The organism is Vibrio sp., from assembly GCF_984391705.1.
The window spans coordinates 1-16,850 of record NZ_CFHWOM010000064.1 but is presented as its reverse complement, the minus strand read 5'-3'; the positions used below and the strand labels follow the sequence as shown (position 1 = coordinate 16,850).

Here is a 16,850-nt window from a genome sequence, read left to right as displayed (position 1 = left end):
TCCGTCGTTCAGGGCTGCGAATTATAAGAGCATTTTTTTGTGATGCAAGTCCTTCATGCAAAAAAAAGTTGTTTTTTTTCCGTTTGATGAAAAAGCACACAGAACTGAATATTAATCGCTCTAAATTAGCCCTCTTAACCGTCAATTCCGTAAAGTCGCTAAAAGATCAAATGTTAAAAATCGTTTGGCGATAGTATTTTAGCTCAGCAATAGATTCGCGAATATCATCTAAAGCTAAATGGCTGCCAGATTTTGAAAAGCCATCTAGTACTTCCGGTTTCCATCGACGAGTCAGCTCTTTCAAAGTACTAACATCGACATATCTGTAGTGAAAGTACTCTTCTAGTTCAGGCATATGCTTGTATAAGAAACGGCGATCCTGGCCAATGCTATTACCACAAATTGGCGATTTACCTTTAGGAACCCACTTCTCTAAAAACTCAAGAGTTTGGCGTATTGCTTCTTGTTCTGTAACTTCGCTTGCTCGTACTCGAGCGACTAATCCGCTCCCTGTGTGAGTTGTTGTACACCACTCGTCCATTTTTTCGAGTTCAGATTCAGGCTGATTAATGGCAAGTACAGGTCCTTCAGCTAAAATGTTTAGCTCACTGTCAGTTACGATGGTCGCGATTTCGATAATTTTATGGGTTTCCGGGTCCAGTCCGGTCATCTCCAGATCCATCCAAATTAAGTTTTGATCGCTAAAGGACATAAATCGTTGCCTATTGGTTTTCTGATAAAAAAGGTACTATACCCAAATTCCGATCCTCAAGATAGCTGTCATAGAGGATCCATTACGACGATAAATGATTTAAGTAGACAATTGTGGCAAAGAAAAAAAAGCTCACCAAAGGTCAAGTAAGACGTGTACGTAGCAACCAAAAACGTAAGTTGAAAAACGAAGAATCGGTCCAGTGGGATGAGTCAATGTTAGGCTCTACTCAAAAGGGGTTGGTCATTACTCGTTTTGGCCAACACGCTGACATTGAAGATACCGAAAGTGGTGAAGTTCATCGCTGTAACCTGCGTCGTGGAATCGAATCTCTCGTATCGGGCGATAAAGTAATATGGCGAGCAGGGCTGGAATCAATGGATGGTATCTCAGGCGTTGTCGAGGCTGTCGAAACACGTACTTCAGTCTTAACTCGACCTGACTACTATGATGGGTTAAAGCCTGTTGCAGCCAACGTGGATCAAATGATAATCGTCTCATCTGTGCTCCCAGAACTTTCTTTGAACATCATTGATCGTTACTTAGTCGCGGCGGAAACCTTACAAATAGCGCCATTGATCGTACTAAACAAAATCGACTTGCTTGAAGCTGAGCAACTAGAGCAGTACAAAACGTGGCTCACCGAATATGAGCGTATCGGTTACAAAGTCCTGTTTGTCAGTAAGCAAACAGGTGAAGGCATCTCTGCACTAGAAGCCGAATTGAGTGACCGCATTAATATTTTCGTTGGTCAGTCCGGCGTAGGTAAATCAAGCTTGGTCAACGCGTTAATGCCACAATTTAACGTTGAAGAAGGTGCAATCTCTGAGAACTCTGGCTTAGGTCAGCATACGACAACAGCTTCTCGCCTATACCACATTCCTTCGGGCGGCGATCTTATCGACTCTCCAGGAGTGCGCGAGTTTGGCTTATGGCATTTAGAGGCCGAAGAAGTGACCAAAGCGTTTGTTGAATTCCAGCCTTACCTTGGTGGGTGTAAATTCCGAGATTGTAAGCACTTAGACGACCCCGGTTGTATTTTGGTTGAGGCGGTCGAAAAAGGTGATATCAGTGAAATTCGCTTTGAAAACTACCATCGTATTTTGGAAAGCATGGTCGAAAATAAAGCAAACCGTCAGTATTCTCGCAATAAAAAAGCAGACTTGTAACGCCTTATTGCACAAATGAGCAACGCTTTCTACTGACTTTTGACGCGTTTTTAAGTAACATCTCGCGCCCAAAAGTAAACAACATCTAGTTAACATTGGAAATGACGACAATGGATAAGATTAAAGTTGGACTGCAATACTGGATCCCCCAGCATGGTCTAACCCGCTTAGTCGGTAAACTGGCTTCAGCAAAAGCAGGTGGTCTTACAACGGCTATCATTCGCTGGTTTATCAAACAGTACAACGTAAATATGGATGAAGCGCTGCATTCTGATCCTAAACATTTTAAGACATTTAATGAGTTTTTTGTCCGTGAGCTTAAAGAGGGTGCACGCCCAATCGCAGATGACGAAAATGTTGTTACTCACCCAGCAGACGCTTGCGTGAGCCAATTTGGTCCGATTAATGATGGCAAACTAATTCAAGCGAAAGGTCACGATTTTACGGCCCAAGAATTATTAGGTGGTGATGCAAACCTAGCAGCAGAATTTTCGGATGGTGAGTTTGCTACCCTTTACCTATCACCGCGCGATTACCACCGCGTACACATGCCTTGTGACGGTACACTTCGTCAAATGATCTACGTTCCTGGTGATCTATTCTCAGTAAACCCACTTACCGCTGAAAACGTTCCAAACCTTTTTGCACGTAACGAACGCGTAGTGTGTATTTTTGATACTGAATTTGGCCCATTGGCTCAAGTTCTTGTCGGAGCAACAATCGTCGGTAGCATCGAACAAGTTTGGGCAGGTACGGTTACACCACCTCGCGGCAATACTGTGTACAAATGGGATTATCCGTCAGAAGGTGACAAAGCTGTAATCTTGAAGAAAGGCGAAGAAATGGGTCGCTTCAAGCTGGGTTCAACCGTGATCAACCTATTTGCTAAAGATGCAATTACGTTTGATGAAACGATGCAAAATGGTCAAGCTACCGTAATGGGCACACCTTACGCTCATTTAAACCAAGATAAGTAATTTTAGAGCACCATTAACACTTTATAAGCCCCGATAATTCGGGGCTTTTTTTGACTAAAAACAATTCATTTGCAACATTTCTAACCAGCTTGCAAAATTTCAACCTCAGTCTAAGACCCTAATTTGATTATTAATTATCCTAGTCGCCATAACTAAGTCGCAAGGTTAATTACTTTATGCCCAAAATCGATCACAGGATCTTGGTTAAGCTTCTGATTTGTTTTAGCTTACCCATTGCAGTCCTATTTATGCCCATCGATTACATACCGATTGATGATCTCACCTTAATTCAGCATCGCTTACTCGCGATCTTCCTGCTCGCAGCTCTACTTTGGGTGCTTGAGCCCGTGCCTGTATTTGCAACGTCGATATTGATCATCGCACTGGAGCTGATCATGATCTCCGACAAAGGGTTACACCTATTTCGCAATCCACCAGCAGGGCATGAACTTGGTGAGCTAATGAACTACACCGACATATTCAGTGCCTTTTCTTCACCTATCATCATCCTTTTTATGGGTGGATTTGCTTTAGCGATAGCTGCGTCCAAATATGAACTCGACAATAACCTTGCACGGGTATTGCTCAAACCCTTTGGCCATCAACCAAAATTCATCATGCTTGGTTTAATGCTGATCACTGCGGTGTTCTCCATGTTTATGTCCAATACCGCGACTACCGTGATGATGCTCGCTCTCCTCGGACCGATTGTGGCTTCAGCTCCTAAAGGCGATCTTGGGATTAAAGCCTTGGTACTTTGCATTCCGATTGCAGCCAATACTGGTGGTATTGCGACCCCTATCGGCACCCCTCCCAATGCAATCGCACTGCAATATTTGACGGGAGAGAATAGCATCGACTTTTTGAGCTGGATGATGATGGGGCTGCCGTTCGTGGTTGTGCAATTGACTATCGCATGGTTCTTGTTGCAGAAACTATTTCCTTCCTCTCAAGCGACCATGAAACTTAAGCTCAATGGGCAGTTCCAAAAAAACTGGCGCGCTATCGTTGTTTACATCACTTTTGCTGCAACCATTTTGCTTTGGATGACAACCAAACTGCACGGTATGAACACTTATGTTGTCTCGATAATTCCATTGGCAGTATTCACATTAACAGGCATCATGGGTAAGCCAGAGTTAAAGCAGATAAACTGGGATGTACTTTGGCTGGTTGCCGGCGGGATCGCTATTGGCATCGGCTTAGATAAAACAGGTCTCGCAGCTGCTCTAGCCCATGCCATTGACTATGAAGCGCTATCCCCTGTTGCTGTCGTCATTACCATGTCGATTGTCTGCTGGCTAATGGCCAACTTCATGTCCAACACAGCTACGGCCAACTTATTGATGCCAATCGCTGCGGCCATTGGGGCATCGATGGAAAGCCTCTCTGCAGTCGGCGGGCTACAAGGTTTACTCGTCGTGGTCGCCTTCTCTGCATCGCTAGGTATGATTTTACCCGTTTCTACTCCGCCAAACTCATTGGCCTATTCAACCGGACTTATTGAAAGCAAAGATATGGCCAAAACAGGTGTGATTATTGGAGTCATCGGCCTACTTATTGTCTACACAGCTGCACTCATTATTACCTGAACCTCGTTGTGACTTCTTCCCTTACGAATTGGGTAAGAAGTCACAATTCCCACAAAAGTTTGAGTTATATAGATATTCCACTATCTGAATATCTATATAGATCAAAAATATGAATGCCTAGTTTCTATACTATCAGCCTGATATTCCAACAATCCCACAAAATATCCTATAAGAACCCATCTGAATGTTAATTGCCTAGAGTAATTCACTAAACAGAACGGACGAATACTTTAGTTTGTTGTCTAATAATTGAAGGAAAGGCAATGAAAAACACAATAAAACTTAAAATACAAATTGCCATTGCAATCATTATAGCGGTTGTCAGTGGTGTCCAAGCTTGGATTTCCGTAAGCCAACTTAAACAAGAAACAACTTCCGCTTTGAACAGTGAAATGGCGAATATCAGCCATGCGACTGCGCGTTACATCTCGGACTGGTTAGAAATTCGCAGTGACATGATGCTAGCGAACGAAAAAAACATTTTGGAGGCGAGCGATGCTGACCGCGAAATGCTAATAACCAAGCGCGCTGGCAACTTCTTGTCTGTGTATGCGGGTTTTGAGGATGGCAGTATTGCCTACGGTGATAAAACCGAAGATTGGCCAGCCAACTATGACCCTCGAACTCGGCCTTGGTATCAAGATGCCATGTCTAGCAACGGCCTAATCATCACTGAACCATACCAAGACTTTGATGGCAGCGTAGTGATTAGCTTTGCTAAAGCATTCCGTGGAACTAAAGAGGGTGTATTGGCGGCGGACTTAACTGTCACCAACATCATTGATGAAGTACTTAATGTGTCACTAGACAATAATGGCTTCACCTTCTTGGTGGACGGCAACAACAATATCGTCGCCTACCAAGACGAAAAGCTTAGCCAAAAGCCACTAACACAGCTTAACCCTGTACTCAGCACCCAAAAGATCAGCGAGCTGATCGATACGGCTTATATCTCAACGATCACTTGGCCTGAACAAGGTAATAAATTGATCTTTGTTGCCAATGTCCCTTCGACTGACTGGTCTTTAGGTATTGTCGTCGATAAAGAGCTGGCTTTCGCTTCTGTGTCTGAGCAAATTCAGTTCACTGCTATTGCTTCAATTATACTGTACTTAGTGATTGCCTCCGTTAGTACCTACGTGGTGACACGTCTACTTAAACCACTGCAAACACTGTCAGCGGCGCTGTCAGACCTCGCAGAAGGCGAAGGAGACTTAACACAGCGCATTGAAATTCGTCGTATGGATGAAATTGGCGAACTCGCGACCCATGTCAATCAGTTCCTAAGCCAGATGCAGGCGATGATCGCGAATATCATTACCCACAGCGAACAACTCGCGGATCAAGCAGAGCAAGCCAACCAACTTTCTCAGCAAGCATCGCAGCAAGTAGAAACACAGCAAAACGACGTCAACCAAATAGCCACAGCCATCCATGAGATGTCAGCGACAGCAGCAGAAGTTGCTAGCCACGCAGAGATGACGGCAACCGCTTCCCAAGGCTCAGCATCTGCTTGCGAAGATGGCCAGCAGGTAATTGAGAAAAACCGCAGTGCTATCGTTGATTTAGCGGAGCAAGTCTCATCAGCATCTGGCATCATTTCAGAGCTAGAGAGCAATACGCAGAGCATCAATCAGATCCTCTCCACCATTCAAGAAATTGCAGAGCAAACGAACCTATTAGCCCTCAACGCCGCCATTGAAGCAGCGCGCGCTGGGGAGCAAGGGCGCGGCTTTGCTGTTGTAGCGGACGAAGTCAGGGTATTAAGTCAGAGGACCCACGGTTCAACCGAAGAGATCCGAAATATGATTGAGACACTACAAAACAACACTCAATTAGCGGTAAACAGTATGCAAGCGAGCACCTCATTGGCAGACACCAGTGTTGATTACGCCGAAAAAGCGTCACAAAGCTTGAATACCATCACCTCTGCAATTAATGAAATCAATGATATGGCATTGCAAATTGCCAGTGCGGCGGAGGAACAACGCGCCGTCAGTGAAGACATTAGCCGCAATACTCAAGGTATCAAAGATGCTTCTGATATGCTGGCGTCACAGGCTGTACAAAGTAGTGACAGCGCAAACAACATGCGTGATTCAGCAGAAACCATGCGTATGGAGGTTGGCCGCTTCAAAGTGTAAACGCTTTGTTTTAGCGATAATTTGATGCATATTGTCAGCCATTCCCCTTACCTATTCACAAGGAATTCGTGTCAATGGGCTTTGAATGGCTGGCCTTGGCGGCGGCATTTTTATGGGCTGTCGCCAGTTTACTCTCAGTAACTCCCGCACAACATTTAGGTACCTTTGCCTATAGCCGCTGGCGCATGGGTTGTACCTCTCTAATTTTAGGCTCAATGGCACTGTATACCGACGGTTGGAGCACCGTTGAGAGCACCGCGATTTCAGCGATGATGCTATCTGGTGTTATCGGTATTTTTGTTGGTGATACAGCCTTATTTGCTTGCCTTAATCGTATGGGGCCAAGACAAGCTGGCTTGCTCTTCTCATGCCACGCCGTATTTTCTGCAATTTTGGGCTACTTCCTGTTTAGTGAAACCATGACCAATATGGAGCTACTGGGTTCTTTGTTGGTATTCGCTGGTGTACTCACCGCCATTTTCTTTGGTCGAAAAGGACAGAGCGATAATCAGCTTGAAGCGATTAAAGGTAAGGTTTGGGTAGGAATTTGTCTCGGGTTGATTGCGGCATTATGCCAAGCCTTAGGGGGCATCATCGCCAAGCCCATCATGCAAACCAGTATCGACCCAGTTGCTGCCTCAGCAATGAGAATGATGACCGCTTTTGCCGCTCACTGCTTATTTTTCCTAAGTGGAGCCAAGTTAGCCAGAGCCACCCAGCCGATGAACTTAAAAATCTTCTCTATTACTGCGGTGAATGGTTTTCTGGCCATGGCCGTCGGTATGACGCTCATTCTTTATGCACTGCAAGAAGGTAACGTTGGCATGGTGGCGCTACTCTCTTCCACAACCCCAATCATGTTATTGCCTATACTTTGGATTTACTCTGGTAAGCGACCCAATCGATTCGCGTGGATTGGGGCAATTGTTGCCGTAATTGGAACAGGTATTTTGGTCCAATAAGCTATTACAGTAATCGGTAATTCCAACTTCTTTTTTGCTCCCATAGAGTGAAAATGAAGCAAAGAAAATGAGTAAAGCTGAATGCGTTTACTAATACACACTGTTTATAAGGTGAAAGATAACAACAATATTTCACAAACAATATTTGATCTTAACCTACAGTTTTGGTTAAAAAGTGTAGTAAAATTACGCTAATTTAGTTTCCAAAGTTACTTTGAAATTTGACGAGGTCATCACTATGACAGCTAAGAAGCCTATGGCTCTAGTTATTCTTGACGGTTACGGACACCGTGAAGATACTGCAAGCAACGCAATCGCGAACGCAAAAACTCCATTCCTTGATAGCCTGTTTGCTAACAAGCCAAACACTCTAATCTCTGCTTCTGGCATGGATGTTGGCCTACCTGATGGTCAAATGGGTAACTCAGAAGTTGGTCACACTAACATTGGCGCTGGTCGTGTTGTATACCAAGACCTAACTCGCATCACTAAATCTATCGCTGATGGTGAGTTCACTGAAACTCCTGCGCTAGTAGACGCGATCGACTCTGCAGTAAAAGCAGACAAAGCGGTACACATCATGGGCCTTATGTCTCCAGGTGGCGTACACTCTCACGAAGACCACATCTACGCAGCTGTTGAAATGGCAGCAGCTCGTGGCGCAGAGAAGATTTACCTACACTGCTTCCTAGACGGTCGTGACACGCCACCGCGTAGCGCAGAGAACTCTCTAAAACGCTTCCAAGACCTATTCGCAACACTAGGCAAAGGTCGTGTGGCTTCTCTAGTAGGCCGTTACTACGCAATGGACCGTGATAACAACTGGGATCGCGTTCAAGTTGCTTACGATCTTCTAACTCAAGCGAAAGCGGAGTTCACAGCAGAAACGGCTGTTGCAGGTCTAGAAGCGGCTTACGCTCGCGACGAGAACGATGAGTTCGTTAAAGCGACAGCAATCAAAGCAGAAGGTCAAGAAGATGCAGTAATCGCAGACGGCGATGCAGTGATCTTCATGAACTACCGTGCTGACCGTGCTCGTCAAATCACACGTACTTTCGTACCTGCATTCGACGGCTTCGAGCGCGCTGTATTCCCAGCAATCAACTTCGTAATGCTAACGCAATACGCAGCTGACATCCCGCTAGCAATTGCATTCCCACCAGCGTCTCTAGAGAACACTTACGGTGAGTGGCTATCTAAGCAAGGTCAAACTCAGCTACGTATCTCTGAAACAGAGAAATACGCACACGTAACCTTCTTCTTCAACGGTGGTGTTGAGAACGAATTCGAAGGCGAAGAGCGTCAACTTGTTGCTTCTCCAAAAGTAGCAACTTACGACCTACAGCCAGAGATGAGCTCTGAGGAGCTAACTGAGAAGATGGTTGCTGCAATCAAGTCTGGTAAGTACGACACGATCATCTGTAACTACCCTAACCCAGATATGGTTGGTCACACTGGTGTTTACGAAGCTGCAGAAAAAGCTATCGAAGCAATGGACGAGTGTGTTGCTAAAGTAACAGCAGCTATCGAAGAAGTAGGCGGTCAAATGCTGATCACTGCTGACCACGGTAACGCAGAAATGATGGTAGACCCAGAAACAGGTGGCACTCACACTGCTCACACTAACCTACCAGTACCTCTAATCTACGTTGGTGACAAAGACGTTGAGTTCAAAGAAGGCGGTAAACTGTCTGATCTAGCTCCAACTATGCTAGCGCTAACAGGTCTAGAGATTCCTGCAGAAATGACTGGTACTGTTCTAGTTAAGTAATTCTAGTGTAAGAATTAAAAAGCCCGGACACATAGCTGTTCGGGCTTTTTTGTTTTCTCTTCGTAACCTGCAACTTTTGACATTCTGCTTTCTTCCCAGCAATAGGTTTGGGTATACTGGCTTTCTCTCAAAGACTTAGCTTGCATAGGAAACAGATAGTGATTCGACCAAGGAAAATGTCAGCGTACACAAGGTTATGCGCACTTGGGTTTATCCTTTCCATTGGTTCACTTCCCCCCGCATATGCTGCATCAAATGCGGAGCTAAAAGGTGTGAGTGGCGAGATATCGCGTCAGAAACAGTCTTTATCTAGTCAACAAAAAAAACTCGACGACCTACAAAAGTCACTCCGTAATCAAGAAACGACCATCACTCGACTAGAGAGTGAAATAAAACAAACTAAAGCTGCCCTAAACAAAACCAATAGCAACATAGCGAATCTACAAGCAAAGGTAACTAAGCTTGATGTTCAGAAAAAAGAACAAAGTGATAAGCTAGCAGAATTGGTCCAAACCTATTACGTTACTCAACGAGCGAAGTCATCTTCCAACCTTCTCAATCAAGGTGTTGAAGAAGATCGCATCAGTCAATACTTTCAGCATCTTGCGAAACAAAGAGCGGTAACGATTCAAGAGCTTGAGCACACGGTCGAGCAATTGGAGCTCAGCCATAAACAACTCAAATTAGAGCAGCAAGAGATCACGGCACTTCTAAGTCAACAGACGAAGAAACGTGACCAACTGTCTAAGACCCAATCCCAACGTAAAGGAACGGTATCAAAGATTCGCAAGAGCATTTCAAATGATAAAGTTTACTTGTCAGAATTGCAGCGCAATGAGACTCGCTTAAAAGCGGAGATCGCAAAAGCAGCTAAACGCAATGCGGTTCCAATGGATGGTCTGAGTCGTCAAAAAGGTAAATTACCGTGGCCTTTAAAGGGCAAAGTGTTACACAGTTATGGAACCAAACAAACTGGTCAGCTGAACTGGAAAGGCATGGTGATAAATGCCAACTACGGGCAGTCTGTAAAAGCAGTCTATTCGGGCACCGTTGTGTTTGCTGATTACTTACGTGGCTATGGTCTAGTCGTACTCCTTGACCATGGTAAAGGTGATATGACCTTATATGGCTTCAACCAAAGCTTACTGAAAAAAGAAGGCGATAAAGTCACGGCCGGCGAAGCGATTGCCCTCGCAGGTGACACAGGCGGTCAATCAAGAGCATCACTCTACTTTGAAATTCGCCGTAACAGTAAGACACAAAATCCGAAGTCTTGGCTGGCCCGTTAATCGCCTTTTCCTGCGAGCTACATCATGGTGCGACTGCATGTCATGATGTCGCCCGCTCTATCTGTAATAGGTTTCTACCGCCTCTATAAACGCAGCAAGTTGCTCTTTCTCGAGAGCATTCACTCCCGCAGCTGCAGCTCGCCCTCCACCAGATGGGAATTGCGAGCAGATATCTCCCGCTCCTTGCTTATTATGTAAAGGAGCTCGTAAAGAAACTGTATAAGTGCCATCCGCATTCTCAGTTAATACAGCATGCGCTGAGTCTGGAGATTGATTCGCCAACATGTTGCCATAAACACCGCTGATACGTCTTGATGATGCTTCATTTGGCAATTCAAAAACGGCTACTTTTTCGCTCTTATATTGCGGCTCAACGGCTAAGGCTTTGTCCATATCTTGCTGGTAAGCGTAACGCAGAGAATGAAATGGGGAGTTCTGATCAGCAATTGCAGCAAATGGATCATCATAAGCCAAAAGCGCTTTAAACAGCACTGCTGGATCAAAATGCAAATCTTCCAGTTTAGAACCATAACCGTTGTAGTTAATCAATGTCCCGAGTTCTTTTAACTGCGCTTTCTGCTCATTCGTCAAACCATGCTTTTCCGCGAGTTCATCAGCTCTGGCAATTAAATTGTCACCATACGCAGCAGTAATCGCCCAAGTATGGAAGCGGCCGTTCAAGAGCTCATCGACTATCAATGCAGTACAAGTGTTGGCGTCCAAATTGATATGAGCTTCCAAGTTTGAAGAAACAGGGATCTGGCTAGCTTTATGGTGATCGGCATAAAACACAGGTGTACCAGTAGCAAGTATTCCTTCAAGTGCCACTTGGTTTTTGTCCATCGAAATATCTAATACGGTTACAGAATCGCTGGAATCAACAGACAGCTTCTCAAGCAGTTGGATATCTCGTTTAACTCCGGTAATCAAAGTGGAGGCAATTGGTTCGGCTAAACGCAGCTGAAGCAACGCAATAATGCCGTCTGCATCTCCATTAAAAACATCGTAATGCATAGAATAAACCCATCAAAGTGTATCTCTACACTTTAATGGGTTAGGAAAATTAGGACAATTTGAATTGGTTATATCTTAGGAAAGATTCAATATCAGACAATCACTTATGCGTGAATTGCTTTAACGCCATCTTCTAAAAGTTGCAGTTGCTCTAAACCTTGTACGGTAGCTTTAGGCTTAACAACAGCGATCATCTGCAGCATTCCTTGATGAATCACCTGCTCTGTAATTTGTGTCTTTGGTGACATCGCTGCCTGGTAACCAAGCCAGCTACAAGCAATGAGGTGAAGGGTTGTTACCAACGACTTCATCTCTCTTTCTTCAACATTAAGTAATTCTAGACCAACAAAAGCGCGCATTATGTTAACTAAGTTCGTCTGCAGCTTTTCTTGTACCTGAATATACTCATCGTGCAGCTGTTCATCACGCTGCAAAATCTCGGGTAAGTTTGCGTAGAAAAAACGGTATTTCCACATTAGGTTAAAAATGGAATCTAGGTAATGCTTAAGCATAACCAAACTCTCTTGCTGGCCTTGGATGGGCGTAAAGCGCTCTAGCAGTTCATTCGAGTACAGCGCAAAGATTTCACGCACGATCTCTTGCTTATTGCGGAAATGGTAATAAAGGTTACCCGGACTGATATCGATATGCGCAGCAATATGGTTAGTGGTGATGTTACGCTCACCGTGTTGATTAAATAGCTCTAGAGCCGCTAGCACTATTTTGTCACGTGTCTTCATTATTATTCCGTACCCTCTTCCATTACTAATGTGCAGTATAACGGCTAGTGTAACCTATAACAAAAAAGCGCCTGGTCATATCAGGCGCTTTCAATACGTTACTTAATTATTTGTGGTATGGCTTAGATAGCTCGTGAACAGCTTCTACAAATACGCCCGCATTCTCTGGCGGCACATCTAAATGAATACCGTGACCAAGGTTGAATACGTGGCCAGTTCCTGCATTACCAAAGCCTTCTAGGATAGTCGATACTTCTTCACGAATACGTTCAGGAGAAGCGTATAGCATTGACGGATCCATGTTGCCCTGCAACGCCACTTTATCACCGACACGTTTCACTGCATCTTGGATATTGATTGTCCAGTCTAGACCAACCGCATCACAGCCCGTAGCTGCGATTTGCTCTAACCACATACCGCCGTTCTTAGTAAATAGTGTGACTGGTACACGGCGACCGTCGTTTTCACGAATCAAACCAGCAACGATTTTGTGCATGTACTGTAGTGAGAACAGGTTGTAGTCACGCGGAGTAAGTACGCCACCCCAAGTATCAAATACCATTACAGATTGAGCGCCCGCTTTGATCTGTGCATTTAGATATTCGATCACGCTGTCTGCTAGCTTATCCAACAGTAGGTGTAGCGTTTGTGGCTCTGCGTACATCATCTTTTTAATCTTAGTGAATGCTTTCGAGCTGCCACCTTCAACCATGTAGGTTGCAAGCGTCCAAGGGCTGCCTGAGAAACCAATCAGAGGTACATCACCATTTAGATCTTTACGGATCTGACGTACGGCATTCATTACATACTGAAGCTCACCTTCAGGATCTGGCAGACCAATCTTTTCAACGTCCGCTTTACAAGTGATTGGCTTATCAAATACAGGGCCTTCACCTGCCGCAAAGCGCAGCTCTAAACCCATTGCATCTGGGATAGTTAAGATATCCGAAAACAGAATTGCGGCATCAAGAGGAAAACGGCGAAGTGGTTGAAGAGTTACCTCTGACGCTAGCTCTGCATTCTTACACAGCGACATGAAATCACCCGCTTCAGCACGTGTTGCTTTGTACTCAGGAAGGTATCGACCAGCCTGACGCATCATCCATACTGGAGTGTAATCTACTGGCTCTTTCAGCAGAGCGCGTAGGTAACGATCATTTTTTAATTCAGTCATTCCGTTTTTCCGATTCTTTAGACTCACTTTTTGTGGGCGCTATTCTAACACTGTTTGACTCGCAAAAGCTGTGTGCTTTGCAACCTAGATCAAGTTATTAACTATAAAATCAGTGCTTAATTTGCGCCCAACAAGTAAGGGTGTTAAAAATTTGTTTGCTAGCGAAAACTACAATTATAAACTGAACATGTAAGTGTTCAGCATCTCATAACGACATCTTACTTACCCCCTCCTTACCGGAGGGTTTTTTTTATCTATTTTTCAAAGTTATAGAGCATTTATGGTCGCAACAGTGTCAGCGATAAGCGCCCGTGCAATCGTGCCTTTTGGCGCTACTGGTGGCATGTTATCGACATCAAACCACTGTGCATCCGCCAGCTCACTGTAGTCTGGTTTCAACACTCCTGACTCATATTCAGCGACGAACCCCATCATCATGCTCGATGGAAATGCCCATGGCTGGCTGCCAAAGTACTCGATATTTTTAACCACTACGCCCGTTTCTTCTTTGACCTCACGGGCAACACACTGCTCCAATGTTTCTCCCACTTCGAGAAAGCCGGCTATCACCGTATACATACCATTACGGTGTCTTGGATGCTGAGCGAGCAAAATTTGCTTACCTTTACGTACCGCGACAATAATACATGGAAAGATGCGAGGATAATGCAATGTTCGACAATCCCCACACTGCATCGCTAATTGATTGTGATTAAGATGATTTCTCCCACCACATTGAGGACAAAATCGCATTGTCTGGCTCATATGGCCGTATTGAATAGCCTTGCTGGCTAACAAAAATAGAGCTTCTGGGAAATGTAGACAGTCGCGTAGTGACGTAAGCAAATACTCCTGACTCAAATCTGCCTCATTCAGCCACATGACAGGCACATTTTCGTGTCGACCAATTTCAATCGCTTTCTCATAGGGTAAGCCTAGTTGTGTCCCCGTTCCTTTTGGAAGTTGACCATCAATCAGCCATAACTCGCTTCCTGATACGACACACCAATAACAATTGTGCATCTGGTTGATGTCACCTTTATTTAACATTGCCTATCCTCATCGCTTGCAGTTCGATCATTTTACTGGCAATCTAATTTCATACCAGAGTTTGTAGTAAGGCAATTTTCTGGCTATAAATTCTAGTAAGGACAAGAGGTTGTATCTCTAGAACAGCTTTGTTATTACAAAGCGTAATGATCACCGGATGTGATCCGATCATGAGGGCATGGTCATGCTAAATAAATTCAAACAAACGCAACAGCAATGGGGTGGCTCAAGTGAAGTCATCGATCATTGGTTAGAGACTCGTCAATCGTTGATTGTTGAGTATTGTAAATTGGCTTCGCTTCAGCCATCGTCTGCTAAATCCTCACTTTCTACACTTCCTACACCTGAAGAATTACAAGTATTTTGTCAGCATTTGGTCGACTATATTTCTGAAGGCCACTTTAAGATCTACGATATGGTCATGGATAAGTGGAAATCGACCGGTTTTGAAGCCACTGACGAGATTAATCACACCTATGCTCGAATTGTACTCACCACTGAACCACTATTAAACTTTACTGATATGTATGCCTCTGTTGCGGCAGAAGATACGTTAGAAAGCTTTGATAGTGATTTATCCCTCATCGGTGAAATTATCGAGGTGCGATTTGAAGTTGAAGATGAACTAATTCAACTCATCGCCAATAGCTTAGCTGTTCCTCCTGGAGCATAGCGAAACAAGAAAAAAGTAAAGGGTTGGCGTATGTACCAACCCTTTTGTTGTTATACAGCCAACAGTTTTCTCAAAGGAAGATTCTCATCCCATCTCTTCTCTATGCTGCGCTTAGAGTTTCTGTCGCCAAAATACAAAAAAGGCACCCGAAGGTGCCTTTTATCATTTCTTATCTAGCGATTACTCGTCAGCAGAGAAGCCTGCATTAAGTAGTGCTGCGAGGTTGTCAGTCGCTTGTTCAGCCGAAGGACCTTCTTGCTCTTCTGCACGCTTAGCTTGACGCTCTTGGTGGTATGCGAAACCTGTACCTGCTGGGATTAGACGACCAACAATTACGTTTTCTTTCAGACCACGTAGCTCATCACGCTTACCAGAAACAGCTGCTTCTGTTAGTACGCGAGTTGTCTCCTGGAACGATGCCGCAGAGATGAACGATTCAGTCGCTAGAGACGCCTTCGTGATACCTAGTAGTTCACGTTCGAAGCGTGCTGGCTCTTTGCCTTCTGCTTCTAGTTGACGGTTAGCAACCTTAACGTTCGCGTATTCAACCTGCTCACCAGCTAGGAACTCAGAGTCACCAGCAAATGTGATTGTACACTTACGTAGCATCTGACGAACGATAGTTTCAATGTGCTTATCGTTAATCTTAACGCCCTGCAGACGGTATACTTCTTGAACTTCGTTCGCGATGTATTCAGTCACAGCGTGTACACCACGTAGACGTAGAATGTCATGTGGAGACTCTGGACCATCTGCAATTACGTCACCACACTCAACTTTTTCACCTTCGAAAACGTTAAGCTGACGATGCTTAGGAATCATCTCTTCGTACGCTTCACCACTCTCTTGAGTGATAACTAGACGACGCTTACCTTTAGTCTCTTTACCAAAGCTCACAGTACCCGTCTTCTCAGCAAGAATCGCAGGCTCTTTTGGCTTACGTGCTTCGAATAGGTCCGCAACGCGTGGAAGACCACCGGTGATATCTTTGTTACCGCCAGACTTCTGAGGAATACGTGCAAGTGTATCACCCACACCTACTTCTGCGCCGTCTTCGATGTTCACGATCGCTTTACCAGGTAGGAAGTAGTGAGCTGGCATTTCAGTACCAGGAATCATTACGTCGTTGCCTGCTGCATCAACAAGTTTGATAGCTGGACGCATATCTTTACCTGCTGATGGACGAGCTGCTGCATCAGTTACTTCGCTTGAAGATAGACCTGTTAGGTCATCTGTTTGACGAGAAACTGTAACACCGTCGATCATGTCTACGAACTGGATGCGACCTGCCACTTCAGTGATGATTGGCATAGTGTGCGCTTCCCAGTTAGCTACTGTTTCACCAGCTTCAACTGCGTCGTTGTCGCCTTTAGTCAGTAGAGAACCGTAAGGCAGTTTGTGTTTCTCTTTCGTACGGCCGAACTCATCAATGATGGTTAGTTCAGATGCACGAGAAGTGATAACAAGCTTACCGTCTTTGTTCGTTACAAACTTCGCGTTGTGAAGTTTAACAGTACCTGTGTTCTTAGCTTGGATGCTGTTCTCTGCTGCTGCAGTAGATGCTGCACCACCGATGTGGAACG

The 16,850-nt window shown here is 44.7% G+C and carries 13 protein-coding genes and 1 pseudogene; 8 read left to right on the top strand and 6 right to left on the bottom strand.

Annotation, left to right across the window (positions count from 1 at the left end):
* Nucleotides 1-166 precede the first annotated feature (166 nt).
* The gene (gene orn, locus AC4MRV_RS19305; protein WP_491188934.1) at nt 167-712 is read right to left on the bottom strand and encodes an oligoribonuclease; all 546 of its coding nucleotides are present in this window, start codon (nt 710-712) and stop codon (nt 167-169) included.
* Between the two features lie 113 nt (nt 713-825).
* Here orn and rsgA point away from each other — a divergent pair, with 113 nt between their 5' ends.
* From rsgA to AC4MRV_RS19270, 7 genes are all read left to right on the top strand, one after another.
* Nucleotides 826-1,881 (top strand): small ribosomal subunit biogenesis GTPase RsgA, encoded by a 1,056-nt coding sequence (gene rsgA, locus AC4MRV_RS19300; RefSeq protein WP_491188933.1) that lies wholly within the window; start codon nt 826-828, stop codon nt 1,879-1,881.
* Between the two features lie 110 nt (nt 1,882-1,991).
* Nucleotides 1,992-2,858 (top strand): archaetidylserine decarboxylase, encoded by an 867-nt coding sequence (gene asd, locus AC4MRV_RS19295; protein ID WP_491188932.1) that lies wholly within the window; start codon nt 1,992-1,994, stop codon nt 2,856-2,858.
* Between the two features lie 176 nt (nt 2,859-3,034).
* A complete protein-coding gene (locus tag AC4MRV_RS19290) occupies nt 3,035-4,450 on the top strand; it encodes an SLC13 family permease (RefSeq protein ID WP_491188931.1) in 1,416 nt (471 codons plus the stop codon).
* Between the two features lie 263 nt (nt 4,451-4,713).
* On the top strand, nt 4,714-6,594 hold the full coding sequence (locus AC4MRV_RS19285; RefSeq protein WP_491188930.1) for a methyl-accepting chemotaxis protein: 1,881 nt from the start codon (nt 4,714-4,716) through the stop codon (nt 6,592-6,594).
* Nucleotides 6,595-6,668: 74 nt separating this feature from the next.
* Nucleotides 6,669-7,556 (top strand): DMT family transporter, encoded by an 888-nt coding sequence (locus tag AC4MRV_RS19280; protein ID WP_491188929.1) that lies wholly within the window; start codon nt 6,669-6,671, stop codon nt 7,554-7,556.
* Nucleotides 7,557-7,794: 238 nt separating this feature from the next.
* Nucleotides 7,795-9,327: a 2,3-bisphosphoglycerate-independent phosphoglycerate mutase gene (gpmM, locus tag AC4MRV_RS19275; protein WP_491188928.1), complete on the top strand. Its 1,533-nt coding sequence runs from the start codon at nt 7,795-7,797 to the stop codon at nt 9,325-9,327.
* A 176-nt stretch (nt 9,328-9,503) separates the two neighbouring features.
* On the top strand, nt 9,504-10,616 hold the full coding sequence (locus tag AC4MRV_RS19270) for a murein hydrolase activator EnvC family protein (protein WP_491188935.1): 1,113 nt from the start codon (nt 9,504-9,506) through the stop codon (nt 10,614-10,616).
* Nucleotides 10,617-10,673: 57 nt separating this feature from the next.
* Here the strand turns inward: AC4MRV_RS19270 and AC4MRV_RS19265 are convergent, their stop codons facing one another.
* From AC4MRV_RS19265 to nudC, 4 genes are all read right to left on the bottom strand, one after another.
* Nucleotides 10,674-11,630 (bottom strand): DHHA1 domain-containing protein, encoded by a 957-nt coding sequence (locus tag AC4MRV_RS19265; protein WP_491188927.1) that lies wholly within the window; start codon nt 11,628-11,630, stop codon nt 10,674-10,676.
* A gap of 104 nt (nt 11,631-11,734) precedes the next feature.
* Complete coding sequence (locus AC4MRV_RS19260) at nt 11,735-12,370, bottom strand: TetR/AcrR family transcriptional regulator (protein ID WP_491188926.1); 636 nt, start codon at nt 12,368-12,370, stop codon at nt 11,735-11,737.
* 106 nt (nt 12,371-12,476) lie between these two features.
* On the bottom strand, nt 12,477-13,544 hold the full coding sequence (gene hemE, locus AC4MRV_RS19255; RefSeq protein WP_491188925.1) for a uroporphyrinogen decarboxylase: 1,068 nt from the start codon (nt 13,542-13,544) through the stop codon (nt 12,477-12,479).
* Nucleotides 13,545-13,811: 267 nt separating this feature from the next.
* Nucleotides 13,812-14,594: an NAD(+) diphosphatase gene (gene nudC, locus AC4MRV_RS19250; RefSeq protein WP_491188924.1), complete on the bottom strand. Its 783-nt coding sequence runs from the start codon at nt 14,592-14,594 to the stop codon at nt 13,812-13,814.
* Nucleotides 14,595-14,772: 178 nt separating this feature from the next.
* Here nudC and rsd point away from each other — a divergent pair, with 178 nt between their 5' ends.
* Entirely contained in the window at nt 14,773-15,267 is a 495-nt protein-coding gene (gene rsd, locus AC4MRV_RS19245; protein ID WP_491188923.1) for a sigma D regulator, read from the top strand.
* A 180-nt stretch (nt 15,268-15,447) separates the two neighbouring features.
* On the opposite strand, the pseudogene AC4MRV_RS19240 reads toward rsd, so the two are convergent.
* Nucleotides 15,448-16,850 (bottom strand): annotated as a pseudogene (locus tag AC4MRV_RS19240) (DNA-directed RNA polymerase subunit beta'); the annotation flags it as partial.